Source organism: Pseudomonas sp. EMN2, from assembly GCF_009650555.1.
Taxonomy (GTDB): domain Bacteria; phylum Pseudomonadota; class Gammaproteobacteria; order Pseudomonadales; family Pseudomonadaceae; genus Aquipseudomonas; species Aquipseudomonas sichuanensis.
The window spans coordinates 1-13,814 of record NZ_VZZR01000054.1 but is presented as its reverse complement, the minus strand read 5'-3'; the positions used below and the strand labels follow the sequence as shown (position 1 = coordinate 13,814).

12 protein-coding genes are annotated in these 13,814 nt (G+C 64.9%); 7 read left to right on the top strand and 5 right to left on the bottom strand.

The window, feature by feature from the left end:
• Nucleotides 1-37: 37 nt before the first annotated feature.
• Nucleotides 38-685 (bottom strand): DUF1120 domain-containing protein, encoded by a 648-nt coding sequence (locus F6X61_RS16735; RefSeq protein ID WP_178125835.1) that lies wholly within the window; start codon nt 683-685, stop codon nt 38-40.
• Nucleotides 686-795: 110 nt separating this feature from the next.
• Entirely contained in the window at nt 796-1,497 is a 702-nt protein-coding gene (locus F6X61_RS16730; RefSeq protein WP_153787548.1) for a DUF1120 domain-containing protein, read from the bottom strand.
• A gap of 178 nt (nt 1,498-1,675) precedes the next feature.
• On the opposite strand from F6X61_RS16730, the gene dapE reads away from it, so the two are divergent.
• The 3 genes from dapE to F6X61_RS16715 are packed head-to-tail and all read left to right on the top strand — an operon-like array spanning nt 1,676 to nt 4,036.
• Nucleotides 1,676-2,827 (top strand): succinyl-diaminopimelate desuccinylase, encoded by a 1,152-nt coding sequence (gene dapE / locus F6X61_RS16725; RefSeq protein ID WP_153787547.1) that lies wholly within the window; start codon nt 1,676-1,678, stop codon nt 2,825-2,827.
• On the top strand, nt 2,827-3,639 hold the full coding sequence (locus F6X61_RS16720; protein ID WP_153787546.1) for a putative RNA methyltransferase: 813 nt from the start codon (nt 2,827-2,829) through the stop codon (nt 3,637-3,639). The genes dapE and F6X61_RS16720 overlap by 1 nt, the downstream gene beginning before the upstream one ends.
• 19 nt (nt 3,640-3,658) lie before the next feature.
• Entirely contained in the window at nt 3,659-4,036 is a 378-nt protein-coding gene (locus tag F6X61_RS16715) for a hypothetical protein (protein ID WP_125465232.1), read from the top strand.
• Nucleotides 4,037-4,134: 98 nt separating this feature from the next.
• On the opposite strand, the gene F6X61_RS16710 is transcribed toward F6X61_RS16715, so the two are convergent.
• On the bottom strand, nt 4,135-4,344 hold the full coding sequence (locus tag F6X61_RS16710; RefSeq protein WP_110992443.1) for a cold-shock protein: 210 nt from the start codon (nt 4,342-4,344) through the stop codon (nt 4,135-4,137).
• Nucleotides 4,345-4,573: 229 nt separating this feature from the next.
• Here F6X61_RS16710 and plsB point away from each other — a divergent pair, with 229 nt between their 5' ends.
• The 3 genes from plsB (at nt 4,574) to F6X61_RS16695 (ending at nt 8,385) form a co-directional block, all read left to right on the top strand.
• Nucleotides 4,574-7,063 (top strand): glycerol-3-phosphate 1-O-acyltransferase PlsB, encoded by a 2,490-nt coding sequence (gene plsB, locus F6X61_RS16705; RefSeq protein ID WP_153787545.1) that lies wholly within the window; start codon nt 4,574-4,576, stop codon nt 7,061-7,063.
• Between the two features lie 202 nt (nt 7,064-7,265).
• Nucleotides 7,266-7,664: a YbaY family lipoprotein gene (locus F6X61_RS16700; RefSeq protein WP_153787544.1), complete on the top strand. Its 399-nt coding sequence runs from the start codon at nt 7,266-7,268 to the stop codon at nt 7,662-7,664.
• A gap of 34 nt (nt 7,665-7,698) precedes the next feature.
• Nucleotides 7,699-8,385: a DUF4197 domain-containing protein gene (locus F6X61_RS16695; RefSeq protein ID WP_153787543.1), complete on the top strand. Its 687-nt coding sequence runs from the start codon at nt 7,699-7,701 to the stop codon at nt 8,383-8,385.
• A 194-nt stretch (nt 8,386-8,579) separates the two neighbouring features.
• Here F6X61_RS16695 and F6X61_RS16690 read toward each other — a convergent pair whose 3' ends face one another.
• Both F6X61_RS16690 and F6X61_RS16685 read right to left on the bottom strand, forming a co-directional pair.
• The gene (locus F6X61_RS16690; protein ID WP_153787542.1) at nt 8,580-11,645 is read right to left on the bottom strand and encodes an efflux RND transporter permease subunit; all 3,066 of its coding nucleotides are present in this window, start codon (nt 11,643-11,645) and stop codon (nt 8,580-8,582) included.
• A 6-nt stretch (nt 11,646-11,651) separates the two neighbouring features.
• Nucleotides 11,652-12,749, bottom strand: coding sequence for an efflux RND transporter periplasmic adaptor subunit (locus F6X61_RS16685; protein WP_153787541.1), 1,098 nt, complete (start codon nt 12,747-12,749; stop codon nt 11,652-11,654).
• Nucleotides 12,750-12,934: 185 nt separating this feature from the next.
• On the opposite strand from F6X61_RS16685, the gene F6X61_RS16680 reads away from it, so the two are divergent.
• Nucleotides 12,935-13,564 (top strand): TetR/AcrR family transcriptional regulator, encoded by a 630-nt coding sequence (locus F6X61_RS16680; protein WP_153787540.1) that lies wholly within the window; start codon nt 12,935-12,937, stop codon nt 13,562-13,564.
• Nucleotides 13,565-13,814 lie beyond the last annotated feature (250 nt).

The window sequence follows — 13,814 nt, the reverse complement described above, 5'->3', positions numbered from 1 at the left end:
CGAAACCGGGCAGGTATCTGCCTGCCCGCAAGCGCCTTCAGAGATAGGAGACTTCGATGGTCGAAGCACCGTCGATCGCAGTGTCTTCGAGGTAGGGGATCGTGCCGCGCACGCTCATGATGACTTTCAGATCCCCCGCCAGCGTGGTAATCGGACTCGGCTCACTGGCGGCTTGCAAGGAGAACCCATGGAAAGAAGCATCACTGCCGTTGTACAGGGCGGAGTAAGTCCCGGTCTCGCTGGCCCAATTCAAACCACCATCGGCCGTACGCAAGCGGGTCACGGCAGTATCACCGTCGGCGACCAGGCCATCGCGCATCAGGGCGAGGCGATAGCCGCCAATCTTCTCGTTGCCACTCATGCCCAGGCCGAAGAAATAGTTAATCGGCGCCGCCGCACTCCCGGAACGCCCATCGATACCACGCACGGCAAAACGTGTCGCCGCATCGCAGGTCACCGTGAAACGCTGCGGCTTGGATTCAAAATAATTGTTGCCGATCGGCTGAAGATCCTGCACGGAAATCTTGCCGAAATCGAAGTTGCCACTGCCACTGAGCGCGGGCGTACAGGCGGCAGGGGTGATCGTGCCCGTCACGCTGACATCGGTGGAGGAAGCAGCCAGGACATTGGCACTACCGGCCAAGGTCACGCACAGTGCAAGAAAGGGGACATACAATTTCATCATCGAACTCATCCAGCAATTGAAAGGTGACAGGAAACACAGCGGCATCAAACGTCAGGGCGCGCGACATGAGCGCAGCGGACAGACAGCGATGGCTCTCTGCCCGCGCCCGATCACAGGTAGGTCACCTCGATGCTGGACGAACCATCGATGGCGATGTCATTGGTCAAGGTCAGGTCGCGGGCCTTGGTGATTTCCATGAAGACCTGCAGATCAGCCGAGAGCGTGCTGATCGCGCTAGGCTCGCTGTCACCTTGCGTCGCGAAGCCCAGCAGGGAGGCGGCGGCGTTTCGATGGGTCAGGTAGCTGATGGCGCCGGCCACCGGCGCCCAGGCACCGCCATTGCTGGAGCTCAGGCGAGTCACGTTGGTGTTGCCGTCAGCGTTGATGCCATCACCTTGCACCCCCATCCAGTAGCCACCGATCTTTTCAGTCCCGTTCAAACCGAGGCCGAACATCGATGCGCTGACCGAGTGCGCGGTTCCCGCCCGGTTGTCGATGGCATCGACGGCGAAGCGCGTGGGGGAACTGCACGCAACGGTAAGGCGCTGCATGGGGGATTCGAACGAGGTGTTTCTGTCCTGGTTCAGATCCTGCGCCGAGATCTTGCCGAAATCGAAGCTGCCCGCCCCGCTCAGGGAGGGGGTACAGGCGGCGGGGGTGATCATGCCGGTGACAGATACATCGGTGGACGAAGCCGCCAGGGCAGATGCACTGGTAACCAAAGTCGCGCACAAGGTAAGCAGGGGGACGAGATTTTTCATTTTGTAACCCAATCGAGCCAGTGAAGTGGTGGAAGGAAACACAGGGCTCATGGTAGGGACCCGGCCTTGGGCCACATCACTGGCTATTTCCCAGCGAGACACGGAAATTTCCTACTGAAACTTGAACTTTTCCCAAGCCACACGCCGCCCCCGTCCCACAGCCCTGACGCTTTTTGCATTAGACTGTCGCCCCTACAATGCCCGCCTTGCCTTGCCCTTCGGAGTCCCCATGACGGCCCCAGCCGACCTCTCGCCTACCCTTCAACTGGCCTGCGACCTGATCCGCCGCCCGTCGGTCACCCCGGTCGACGCCGACTGCCAGGCGCAAATGATGAATCGCCTGGGCGCCGTCGGCTTCCAGCTCGAGCCGATGCGTTTCGAAGACGTCGACAACTTCTGGGCCACCCACGGTACCCAGGACGGCCCGGTGCTGTGCTTCGCCGGCCACACCGACGTAGTGCCTACCGGCCCGGTGCAGCAGTGGCAGCATGAGCCGTTCGAGGCGCTGATCGATGCCGACGGCATGCTCTGCGGCCGTGGCGCGGCCGACATGAAAGGCAGCCTGGCGTCGATGGTGGTGGCCAGCGAGCGCTTCGTGCGGGACTACCCGAACCATCGCGGCAAGGTCGCCTTCCTGATCACCAGCGACGAGGAAGGCCCTGCTCACCATGGCACCAAGGCCGTGGTCGAGGCGCTCAAGGCACGCAACGAGCGCCTGGACTGGTGCATCGTCGGCGAACCGTCGAGTACCACCCTGCTCGGCGATGTGGTCAAGAACGGCCGCCGTGGCTCCCTCGGCGCCAAGTTGACCATCCGCGGCAAACAGGGCCACGTGGCCTACCCGCACCTGGCGCGCAACCCAATCCACCTGGCCGCACCGGCCCTGGCGGAACTGGCGGCCGAGCACTGGGACGAGGGCAACGCGTTCTTCCCGCCGACCAGCTTCCAGATCTCCAACCTCAACTCGGGCACCGGTGCCACCAACGTCGTGCCGGGCGAACTGACCGCGCTGTTCAACTTCCGCTTCTCCACCGAGTCGACCGTCGAAGGCCTGCAACAGCGCGTTGCGGCGATCCTCGACAAGCATCAGCTGGAGTGGTCGATCGACTGGGCGCTGTCAGGCCTGCCATTCCTTACCGAGCCGGGCGAGCTGCTCGACGCAGTCGCCTCGAGCATCAAGGCGACCACCGGTCGCGACACCCAGCCCTCGACCAGCGGCGGCACCTCCGATGGCCGCTTCATCGCCACCATGGGCACCCAGGTGGTCGAACTCGGCCCGGTCAACGCCACCATCCATCAGGTGGACGAACGCATCCTGGCCAGCGACCTCGACCTGCTGACCGAGATCTACTACCAGACCCTGGTGCGGTTGCTCGCCTGATGCTCGCCTGCCCACTCTGCCAGGCGCCCCTGGCGCGGCTCGACAACGGCGTGGCCTGCCCCGCCGGCCACCGTTTCGACCGTGCCCGCCAGGGCTACCTGAACCTGCTGCCGGTGCAGCACAAGAACAGCCGCGACCCCGGCGACAACCAGGCCATGGTCGAAGCTCGCCGTGGCTTCCTCGACGCCGGCCACTATGCGCCGGTGGCCCGCCGCCTGGCGCAACTGGCCGCCGAGCGCCAGCCAGGCGCCTGGCTGGACATCGGCTGCGGCGAGGGTTACTACACCGCCCAGTTGGCCGAGGCGCTGCCACAGGCCGAGGGTTACGCCCTGGACATCTCCCGCGAGGCGGTCAAGCGTGCTTGCCGGCGTGCCCCGCAGGTCACCTGGATGGTCGCCAGCATGGCCCGCGTGCCCCTGCAGGACGCCAGCTGCGGCTTCATCGCCAGCGTGTTCAGCCCGCTCGACTGGGACGAGGCCCGGCGCCTGCTGGCACCCGGCGGCGGCCTGATGCGGGTCGGCCCGACCAGCGGCCACCTGATGGAACTGCGCGAGGTGCTCTACGATGAAGTACGCCCCTACGCCGATGACAAGCACCTGGCCCTGGTCCCCGAGGGCATGGCCCACGCCCATGGTGAAGTGCTTGAATTCCGCCTGAGCCTGGCCGAGCCCCAGGCCCGCGCCGACCTGCTGGCCATGACCCCGCACGGCTGGCGCGCCAGCGCCGAGAAACGCGCCCGGGTGATCGACCAGCCCGAGCCGTTCGAGGTCACGGTTTCCATGCGTTATGACTATTTCGTGCGCCAAGCCTGAGCACACTCCGGAGCCCCTTATGCGCCAACCCGATATCGAGATTTACCTGAAGGACGCCGACGTCGATCACAAGCAGATCGCCGCCTGGCTGGCCGAGGCCCTGGGCCCGTGCAGCGAATGGAAGCAGAAAGGCCAGACCTTCAAGTGCATGGCCGGTAACATTCCGGTCACCTGGTTACCGAAGGCTGTGGGGAAATGGAACAGCCTGCTGCTGGAAAGCGACCAGACCCCATGGGCCGATGACATCGCCTGCGCCCACGCGGCATTCGCCGCACTCAACGTCGAAGTACGTTGTGCACCGGGTAGCTGGACAGAGGAACAAGGGGAAGAAGATGCCGATCGCTGGATCCGCATCAGCGCCGACGGTGAAGAGGAAATCACCTGGCGCACACACTGAAGCGGCAAGCTACGAGCTGCAAGCTTCAAGTTCGAGCGCATCAGGCTGCAAGCTCCACGGTCAGCTTGCAGCTTGAGGCTTACCGCTTGTGGCGGCGGTCAGAGACCGACGACGTCTTCAGCCTGCAGGCCTTTCTGGCCCTGCACGAGTGCGTACTCCACCTGCTGCCCTTCGACCAGGGTGCGATGCCCCTCACCGCGGATAGCCCGATAGTGGACGAATACATCCGCACCACCGTCGCGCTGAATGAAGCCATAACCTTTGGCATCGTTGAACCACTTCACATTCCCAGTCTCACGAGACGACATCTGCACTACTCCGGATTTTTATTTTGAAGATCGCCTTGCTGGCATGGGCTCACCGCCCCTGCCGTCGCAGCTTGCTCAAATAGTAAGCAAGCGGCAGGCCGAGTATATGACAGGGAACAAAAAAAATTCATTACAGCCCTGATTTTTGCCGATTTTTGCTGAACTTACGCAGATACGGCAGACTAACGTCCAGAAAAACACCGAAACTTTTCACCCAGGGCACTACCCCATGACCCGTTCCCCCCTGCGCCGCCTGATCTTCGGCGCCCTGCGCCGCGTGCTTTACCTATGGGTGCGCTCCGAGACCATCAACCAGTCCTCGCTGACCCTCAAGCTCGACCGCAGCCGCCCGGTGTTCTACGCCCTGCCCTCGCCATCGTTGACCGACCTGGCCGTGATCGACCACGAATGCACCAAAGCGGGGCTGCCACGCCCGGTATTGCCGGTGGCGGTCGGCCCGCTGCAGGAGCCTGCCGGGTTCTTCTACCTGACCCCCGACCCGGACTGGCTCGGCCGCCACGACAAACGTGGCGCCCCACCGACCCTGGAGCGGCTGGTCGCGGCGATCAGCCAGCATGCCGAGGAAGACGCGCAGATCATCCCGGTCAGTGTGTTCTGGGGCCAGACCCCGGCCAGCGAGTCGAGCCCCTGGAAACTGCTGTTCGCCGACAGCTGGGCGGTCACCGGGCGCCTGCGTCGGCTGCTGAGCATCCTGATCCTGGGGCGCAAGACCCGGGTGCAGTTCTCCGCGCCCATCCACCTGCGCGAGCTGGTGGGCCACAACAAAGGCCATGAGCGCACCGTACGCATGGCCCAGCGCCTGATGCGCGTGCATTTTCGCAACCTCAAGACCGCGGTGATCGGCCCGGACATCTCGCACCGTCGCAACCTGGTCAAGGGCCTGGTGCACGACCCACTGGTGCGCCAGGCCATCAGCGACGAGGCCGAGCGCGAGAAGATCCCCTACGCCAAGGCAGAGGCCAAGGCACTGCACTACGGCAACGAGATCGCCTCGGACTACACCTACACCGCGATCCGCTTTCTCGAAGTGGTGCTCAGCTGGTTCTGGAACAAGATCTACGACGGCATCAAGGTCAACCACATCGAGCAGGTGCAGGGCATCGCCCCCGGTCACGAAGTGATCTACGTGCCCTGCCACCGCAGCCACATCGACTACCTGCTGCTGTCCTACCTGCTGTTCCGCAATGGCCTGACACCGCCGCACATCGCCGCCGGCATCAACCTCAACATGCCGGTGATCGGCGGCCTGCTGCGCCGTGGCGGTGCCTTCTTCATGCGCCGCACCTTCAAGGGCAACCCGCTGTACACCGCGGTGTTCAACGAATACCTGCACACCCTGTTCACCAAGGGCTTCCCGGTGGAGTACTTCGTCGAGGGCGGGCGTTCGCGCACCGGGCGCATGCTGCAGCCACGCACCGGCATGCTGGCGATCACCCTGCGCAGCTTCCTGCGCTCGTCGCGTACGCCGATCGTGTTCGTGCCGGTGTACATCGGCTATGAGCGGGTGCTGGAAGGCCGCACCTACCTGGGTGAACTGCGTGGCGCGAGCAAGAAGAAAGAGTCGATTTTCGACATCTTCAAGGTCTTCGGTGCCCTCAGGCAACGCTTTGGCCAGGTGTACGTCAACTTCGGCGAACCGATCCGCCTGGCCGGCTTCCTCGACGAGCAGCAGCCTGGCTGGCGCGAACAGCCACTGGCCCCGCAGTTCCGCCCGGACTGGCTCAACGACACCACCACGCGCCTGGGCGAAACCGTGGCCCGCCACCTCAACGAGGCGGCGGCGGTCAACCCGGTCAACCTGGTGGCCCTGGCGCTGCTGTCGACCAGCCGCATGGCCCTCGATGAGCGCGCCCTGACCCGTGTGCTCGACCTGTACCTGGCCCTGCTGCGCCAGGTGCCCTACTCGCCCCACACCACCTTGCCGGAGGGCGACGGCAGTGCGCTGATCAAGCATGTGCTGGGCATGGACCTGCTGGCCGAGCAGAAGGACGCGCTGGGCCGCATCCTGTATCTGGACGAAGCCAACGCGGTGCTGATGACCTACTACCGCAACAACGTCCTGCACATATTCGCCCTGCCGGCGCTGCTGGCGAGCTTCTTCCTCAGCAGCTCGCGCATGAGCCGCGACCTGGTCGGCCAGTACGTCAAGGCGCTGTACCCGTATCTGCAGGCCGAGCTGTTCCTGCGTTGGGCGCCCGAGCAACTGGACGAGGTCATCGATCAGTGGCTGGCGGCGCTGGTCGAGCAAGGCCTGCTGCGTTTCGAGAACGGCGTGTACCTGCGCCCGGCACCCAGCTCGCGGCAGTTCGTGCTGCTGACGCTGCTGGCGCGCACCATCACCCAGACCCTGCAGCGCTTCTACATGGCCACCTCGTTGCTGCTCAACAGCGAGCAGCACACGCTGACTGCCGAAGAGCTGGAAGAGCTTTGCGTGATGATGGCCCAGCGCCTGTCGATCCTGCATGGGCTCAACGCCCCGGAGTTCTTCGACAAGACCCTGTTCCGCCACTTCATCCAGACCTTGGTGCGCGAAGGGGTGCTGCGCCCCGACGGCAACGGCAAGCTGGGTTACCACGACAAACTGGCCGAGCTGGCCGAAGGCGTGGCCAAGCGTGTGCTGTCGGCGGAGTTGCGTCTGTCGATTCGCCAGGTGGCGCTGCACCGCGATGAAACGCCGGAGTCTGCACCCTCCGAGTGAACTGGCCTTGGTGCGTCCGGGGCCGCTGCGCAGCCCATCGCCGGCAAGCCGGCTCCCACAGGAGTCATCGCTCCCCTGTGGAAGCCGGCTTGCCGGCGATAGGGCGCACAGCGGCCCCATACCGAACGCCGCATGCCAGGCAAAAATCCGCTAAAGTCCCCGGTGTTGGCCACAAGCCAGCGCCATGTACACCGGAGATTCCATGAAAAAGCTTTTCACCCTGTGCTGCGCCACCCTGCTTGCAGCGTGCTCCAGCAACACCCCGTCGAACCACGCCAGCCTCGATGGCGAGGTTTTCTACCTGCAGCGCATCGCCCTGCCGCCAGCCGCCACCCTGAACGTGGCCCTGCAGGACGTGTCGCTGATGGACGCCCCGGCGGTCACCCTGGCCAGCCAGAATGGCCCGGTGAAAGGCAACGTGCCACTGCCCTTCCACCTGACCTACGACCCGGCCCAGATCAAGCCCGGCCACCGCTACGCGGTGAGCGCGCGCATCGAACTGGACGGCAAGCTGCTGTTCATCAACACCGAACACCACGGCGTGAAGCTCGACGGCAGCGATGCGCAGCCGGTACGGATCAAGGTCGACCAGGTCCGCTGAGCCCCCGTTCCTCAATGCCCATAAGGAAATATCCATGATCCGCACCTCCCTGCGCTTCACTACCCTGTGTGCCGGCGTACTGCTGTCGGCCAGTGCCATGGCCCTGTCGCTGGGCGACCTGTCGCAAAGTGACGCCAGCGGCGGCCTGAAGGACGCCCTCACCCAAGGCACGCAGATCGCTGTCAAGCAACTGAGCACCCCGGGCGGCTTCAGCAACAACCCCGACGTGCGCATCGAGCTGCCAGGCAACCTCGGCAAGGCCGCCAAGGCCATGAAGATGTTCGGCAAGGGTGATCAGGTGGACGCCCTGGAAGCCAGCATGAACAAGGCTGCCGAAGCGGCCGTGCCACAGGCCCAGGCGATCCTGGTGGATGCGGTGAAGAAGATGACCGTGACCGATGCCAAGGGCATCCTCAGCGGTGGTCAGGATTCGGCCACGCAGTACCTGAACAAGAGCAGCCGCGAGCAGATCCGCGCCAAGTTCCTGCCGATCGTCAAGCAGGCCACCGACAAGGTTGGCCTGGCCCAGCAGTACAACAGCTTCGCCGGGCAGGCCAAGGGCCTGGGGCTGATCAAGGATGACGCCAACATCGAGAACTACGTGACCGAGAAGGCGCTGGACGGCCTGTTCGAAATGATCGGCAAACAGGAAGAAAGCATTCGCCAGAACCCGGCCGGGGCAGCTACCAGCCTGGCCAAGAAGGTGTTTGGGGCGCTGTGATTCTGAGCTGAGATCCACAGGGCTGCTGCGCAGCCCATTCGCGGCACAAGGCCGCTCCTACAGGGGGTCGAGTTAGCCTGTAGGAGCGGCCTTGTGCCGCGAACACCGGCAAAGTCGGTGCCATCCACCGCGTCGTCTGCTTCGCGGCTAAAGCCGCTCCCACAGGGCCGCGCCATCACAGTTACCTGCCAGACTCAGTCCTTCTTCACCCTGAACCAGGCCGCATACAACGCCGGCAGGAACAGCAGCGTCAGCACCGTCGCCACGATCAACCCCCCCATGATCGCCACCGCCATCGGCCCGTAGAACACGCTGCGCGACAACGGAATCATCGCCAGCACCGCTGCCAGCGCGGTCAGCACAATCGGCCGGAAGCGCCGCACCGTGGCCTCGATGATCGCCTGCCAGCGCTCCATCCCGGCGGCAATGTCCTGCTCGATCTGGTCCACCAGAATCACCGAGTTGCGCATGATCATGCCTGCCAGGGCGATGGTGCCGAGCATCGCGACGAAACCGAACGGCTGGCGGAACACCAGCAGGAACAGGGTCACGCCGATCAGCCCCAACGGCGCGGTGAGAAACACCATGAACATCCGCGAGAAGCTGCGCAGCTGGATCATCAACAGGCTCAACACCACCACGATGAACAGCGGCATGCCGGCATTCACCGAACGCTGGCCGCGCTCGGAGTCCTCCACCGTGCCGCCGACTTCCAGTAGATAGCCGTCCGGCAGTCCGGCCTTGATCTGCTGCAGGGTCGGCTGGATCTGTTTCACCAGCGTGGCCGGCTGTTCCTTGTCGTAGATGTCGGCGCGCACGGTCACCGTCGGCAGGCGGTTGCGGTGCCAGATGATACCTTCCTCGAAGCCATACTCCAGCGTGGCCACCTGCGACAGCGCCACGCTCGGGCCGTTGTCGGTGGGCAGCGCCAGGCTGCCCAGGTTGCCCAGCTCACGGCGTTCTTCAGGGGTGCCGCGCAAGAGGATCTCGATCAGTTCGTTGTCTTCGCGGTACTGGCTGACGGTGCTGCCGGTCAGCGAGCTCTGCAGGAAGCTCGACAAGTGCGCGGTGCTCACGCCCAGGGCGCGGGCGCGGTCCTGGTCGATGTCCAGGTACACCGCCTTGCTCGGCTCCTCCCAGTCCAGGTGGACGTTGACCACATGGGGGTTCTCGCGCACCTTGGCCGCCACCTCGCGGGCCAGTGCACGAACCTTCTCGATGTGCTCGCCGGTGATGCGGAACTGCACCGGGTAGCCCACGGGTGGACCGTTCTCCAGGCGAGTGACCCGCGAGCGCAGGTCGGGGAATTGCTCATCGAGGGTGGCGATCAGCCAGCTGCGCAGGCGCTCACGGTCTTCCAGCGATTTGGCCAGCACCACGAACTGGGCGAAGCTCGCCGCCGGCAGTTGCTGGTCCAGGGGCAGGTAGAAGCGTGGCGAGCCGGTGCCGACATAGGCCACGTAGTTGTCGATGCCGTCCTGCTGCTTGAGCAGCGCTTCCAGCTGTTTGACCCGCTCGGCGGTGTTGTTCAGCGAAGCACCTTCGGCCAGCTTCAGGTCGACCATCAGCTCCGGACGCCCAGAAGCCGGGAAGAACTGCTGGGGCACGAAGCGGAACAGCAGGATGCTGCCGACGAACGCCGCGATGGTCAGCAAGATGACCGTCTTGCGCCGCCGCACGCACCACTCCACCACCCGCCGCACGCGCTGGTAGAACGGCGTGGCGTAGGGGTCGGGCGCATGCCCGTCGCTGCCATGACGCGCCGCATGCAGCTTGGCCAGGTCCGGCAGCAGGCGTTCGCCCAGGTACGGCACGAACACCACCGCCGCCACCCACGAGGTCAGCAGGGCGATAGTCACCACCTGGAAGATCGAACGGGTGTACTCGCCGGTGCTCGACGCCGCCGTGGCGATCGGCAGGAAGCCCGCCGCCGTGATCAGGGTGCCGGTGAGCATCGGGAAGGCCGTGCTGGTCCAGGCGTAACTGGCCGCCTTGAGCCGGTCGTAGCCCTGCTCCATCTTGATCGCCATCATTTCCACGGCAATGATCGCGTCGTCCACCAGCAGGCCCAGCGCCAGCACCAGCGCGCCCAGCGAGATCTTGTGCAGGCCGATGCCGAAGTAGTGCATCAGGGCGAAGGTCATGGCCAGCACCAGCGGGATCGCCAGGGCCACCACCAGCCCGGTGCGCAGGCCGAGGGAGAAGAAGCTGACCAGCAGGACGATGGCCAGCGCCTCGACCAGCACCTGGACGAACTCGCCAACGCCGGCTTTCACCGCCGCCGGCTGGTCGGACACCTTGCGCAACTGCATGCCCGCCGGCAACCCTTCGGCCAGGCGGGCGAACTCGCCCTCCAGGGCCTTGCCCAGTACCAGGATGTCACCGCCGTCCTTCATCGACACGGCAAGGCCGATGGCGTCTTCGCCCATGAAGCGCATGCGCGGCGCGGGCGGGTCGTTGAAGCCACGCTGCACCTCGGCGACGTCGCCGATGCGGAAGGTGCGGTCGCCCACGCGGATAGGGAACTGGCGAATCTGCTCGACACTGTCGAAACGCCCGCTGACCCGCAGTTGCAGGCGCTCGCTGGGAGTCTCGAAGAAGCCGGCGGTACTCACCGCGTTCTGCTCACGCAGTGCCTGCTGCACCGCGGCCAGCGGCACACCCAGGGTGGCCAGCTTGACGTTGGACAGCTCGATCCAGATTTTCTCGTCCTGCAGGCCGATCAGCTCGACCTTGCCGACATCCTTCACCCGCTGCAGCTGGATCTGGATACGGTCGGCGTAGTCCTTGAGCACCGCGTAGTCGAAGCCCTCGCCGGTCAGCGCGTAGATGTTGCCGAAGGTGGTGCCGAACTCATCGTTGAAGAACGGCCCCTGGGCCTCGGGCGGCAGGGTGTGCTTGATGTCCGCGACCTTCTTGCGGATCTGGTACCACAGCTCGGGGATGTCCTTGGAATGCAGTGAATCGCGGGCCATGAAGGTGACCTGGGACTCGCCTGGTCGGGAGAACGAGACAATCTTCTCGTACTCGCCGGTCTCCATCAGCTTCTTCTCGATGCGCTCGGTGACCTGGCGCGACACTTCTTCGGCCGTCGCCCCCGGCCACAAAGTGCGGATGACCATGGCCTTGAAGGTGAAGGGCGGATCCTCGCTCTGCCCCAGCTTGGTGTAGGACATGGCGCCAATGGCCGCCAGCAGGATCATCAGGAACAATACGATCTGGCGATTGCGCAGCGCCCAGGCGGAAAGGTTGAAACCCATCGGGACTTACTCCTTGGCCGTCAGGTTCACATCTCGGTTGCTGCGGTCCACAGGCCGCACCTGTTGCCCTTCGCGCAGCACATGGCCGCCAGCGGCGACCACCCAGTCGCTGGCCTGCAGGCCCTCGAGCACTGGCACGCTGTCGGCGCCATAGGGCCCCAGGCGCACCGCCGCGCGCTCCAGCCGGTTGTCCTTGCCGACCCGCCACACATAGGCCTGCCCGGCTTCGGCGCTGACCGCCGAGAGCGGCACCGCCAGCGGCGCGTGTTCGGCGTGGGCGATGAACACCCGCGCGCTCTGGCCGAGTTCGGCCGGGGCGTTGTTGGAGGTGAAGGCGATGCGAGCGGCAAAGGTACGCGAACGCGGGTCGGCGGCCGGCGAAAGCTCACGGATACGCCCGTCGAAGCGGGCGTTGGGGTGCGACCACAGTTCCACGCTGACGGCCTGGCCGACGCTGAAGCGGGCGAATTGTTGCTCGGGCAGGCCGATCACCACCTCACGCTCACCGTCGGCTGCCAGGGTGAACACGGTTTGCCCGGCGCCCACCACCTGGCCGACTTCGACCTGGCGCTTGGCGATCACCCCGGCCTGGGGCGCACGCAGCACGGCGTACTCGGCCTGGTTGCCGGCCACCTCGAATTCGGCCTTGGCCTGTTTCAGGCGAGCGAGGCCGGCACGGTAGAGGTTTTCGGCGTTATCGAATTGGGAGTGGCTGACCATCTGGCGGTCAAGCAGCTTCTGGTAGCGTTCACGTTCGGTGCGCACCAACGCCAGGTTGGCTTCAGCGGCGGCCACCTGGGCACGGTTGGCCTCCAGTTGCAGGCGCACGTCCTGCGGATCGAGCTCGGCCAGGGCCTGTTCGGCCTTGACCCGCTGGCCCTCCTCCACCAGGCGCTTGCTCACCTTGCCGCCGATGCGAAACGCCAGCTCAGGCTCGAAGCGCGCGCGCACCTCACCGGGGTAGCTGTCTGCCGACGCGCCCGCAGGCTGGGGCTGGACCACCAGGGCCGGGCGCGGCGCAGCAGGTGGCGCGGCCTCCTGGCCGCAAGCGGCCAGCAGCACGAAGGCAGCGGGCAAGGCGAGGGACAACGTGCGACGCAACATGATGAAGGACCTTTGGCAGAGGGGCGCAACGAATATTTATACTGGCGAGTATATTAAGTCAGCGCATCAGCTCCGGGAAGCGGTCTACCGAGAGAAAAACCATAATAGCTGTGCGACGCACGCTACAGCCGGATCGTCCACGACCCGGTAAGATGCTCACCTTTCCCAGCAGGTAACGATTGCACATGCCCACTGACGCACCCATCGGCCCCGGCCGGCCCAAGGATCTGGCCAAGCGCGAGGCCATCCTCCAAGCCGCCAAGTCGCTGTTCCTCAGCCTTGGCTATGCCAACACCAGCATGGATGCGGTCGCTGCGGCGGCAGGTGTTTCGAAACTCACGGTCTACAGCCACTTCACCGACAAGCAGACGCTGTTCGGTGCGGCGGTCATGGCGACGTGCCAGGCGCAATTGCCCGATTTGATCTTCGAGTACCCCGAGGGGGCGGCGCTGATGGATGTGCTGCTGAACATCGCCCGTGGGTTCCAGGCGCTGATCAGCGCGGACGAGTCGGTCCAGCTCAGCCGTCTGATCATTGCCCTGAGCAGCCAGGATCCGGGGTTCGGGCATTACTTCTATGAAGCCGGGCCCAAGCGGGTGGTCGCGGGAATGGAGGCGCTGCTGCGCGGGATCGACCAGCGGGGGTTGCTGCGGATCGAGAATCCGTTAAAGGCGGCGGAGCAGTTCTTCTGCCTGGTGAAGGGGGCGCCGGATTATCGGTTGCTGATTGGGTGTGCGCCGGCGCTTACGGGGGATGAGGCGGAGGGGCATGTGCGGGAGGCGGTTGAGGTGTTTGTTCGGGCTTATCGGAGCTAGATTGCGGTCGGCGGTCGGGCCCAGTGTGATTGTTTTGATAGATGTATGCGCATTCAGCGGCGATGGCGACTTTTAGTCACCTTTCCGCCCTTACGGCGGGTTACTTTGGTCTTGGCCAAAGTAACCAAAGCCGCCCGCTCCCATCATACGGCCCCTACGCTGCGCTCCGGGTTCCCCTCGCTCCGGTGCCTTCCGGGCCCGCGCGGCCTCCGACTTGCTACGCAAGTCTACATCTCGCGCCTTCGGCTAC

What these genes read in the sequence shown, in the direction of transcription:
- F6X61_RS16735 (WP_178125835.1), bottom strand. Translation starts at nt 685, where the DNA reads ATGATGAAATTGTATGTCCCCTTTCTTGCACTGTGCGTGACCTTGGCC.
- F6X61_RS16730 (WP_153787548.1), bottom strand. Translation starts at nt 1,497, where the DNA reads ATGAGCCCTGTGTTTCCTTCCACCACTTCACTGGCTCGATTGGGTTAC.
- dapE (WP_153787547.1), top strand. Translation starts at nt 1,676, where the DNA reads ATGACGGCCCCAGCCGACCTCTCGCCTACCCTTCAACTGGCCTGCGAC.
- F6X61_RS16720 (WP_153787546.1), top strand. Translation starts at nt 2,827, where the DNA reads ATGCTCGCCTGCCCACTCTGCCAGGCGCCCCTGGCGCGGCTCGACAAC.
- F6X61_RS16715 (WP_125465232.1), top strand. Translation starts at nt 3,659, where the DNA reads ATGCGCCAACCCGATATCGAGATTTACCTGAAGGACGCCGACGTCGAT.
- F6X61_RS16710 (WP_110992443.1), bottom strand. Translation starts at nt 4,344, where the DNA reads ATGTCGTCTCGTGAGACTGGGAATGTGAAGTGGTTCAACGATGCCAAA.
- plsB (WP_153787545.1), top strand. Translation starts at nt 4,574, where the DNA reads ATGACCCGTTCCCCCCTGCGCCGCCTGATCTTCGGCGCCCTGCGCCGC.
- F6X61_RS16700 (WP_153787544.1), top strand. Translation starts at nt 7,266, where the DNA reads ATGAAAAAGCTTTTCACCCTGTGCTGCGCCACCCTGCTTGCAGCGTGC.
- F6X61_RS16695 (WP_153787543.1), top strand. Translation starts at nt 7,699, where the DNA reads ATGATCCGCACCTCCCTGCGCTTCACTACCCTGTGTGCCGGCGTACTG.
- F6X61_RS16690 (WP_153787542.1), bottom strand. Translation starts at nt 11,645, where the DNA reads ATGGGTTTCAACCTTTCCGCCTGGGCGCTGCGCAATCGCCAGATCGTA.
- F6X61_RS16685 (WP_153787541.1), bottom strand. Translation starts at nt 12,749, where the DNA reads ATGTTGCGTCGCACGTTGTCCCTCGCCTTGCCCGCTGCCTTCGTGCTG.
- F6X61_RS16680 (WP_153787540.1), top strand. Translation starts at nt 12,935, where the DNA reads ATGCCCACTGACGCACCCATCGGCCCCGGCCGGCCCAAGGATCTGGCC.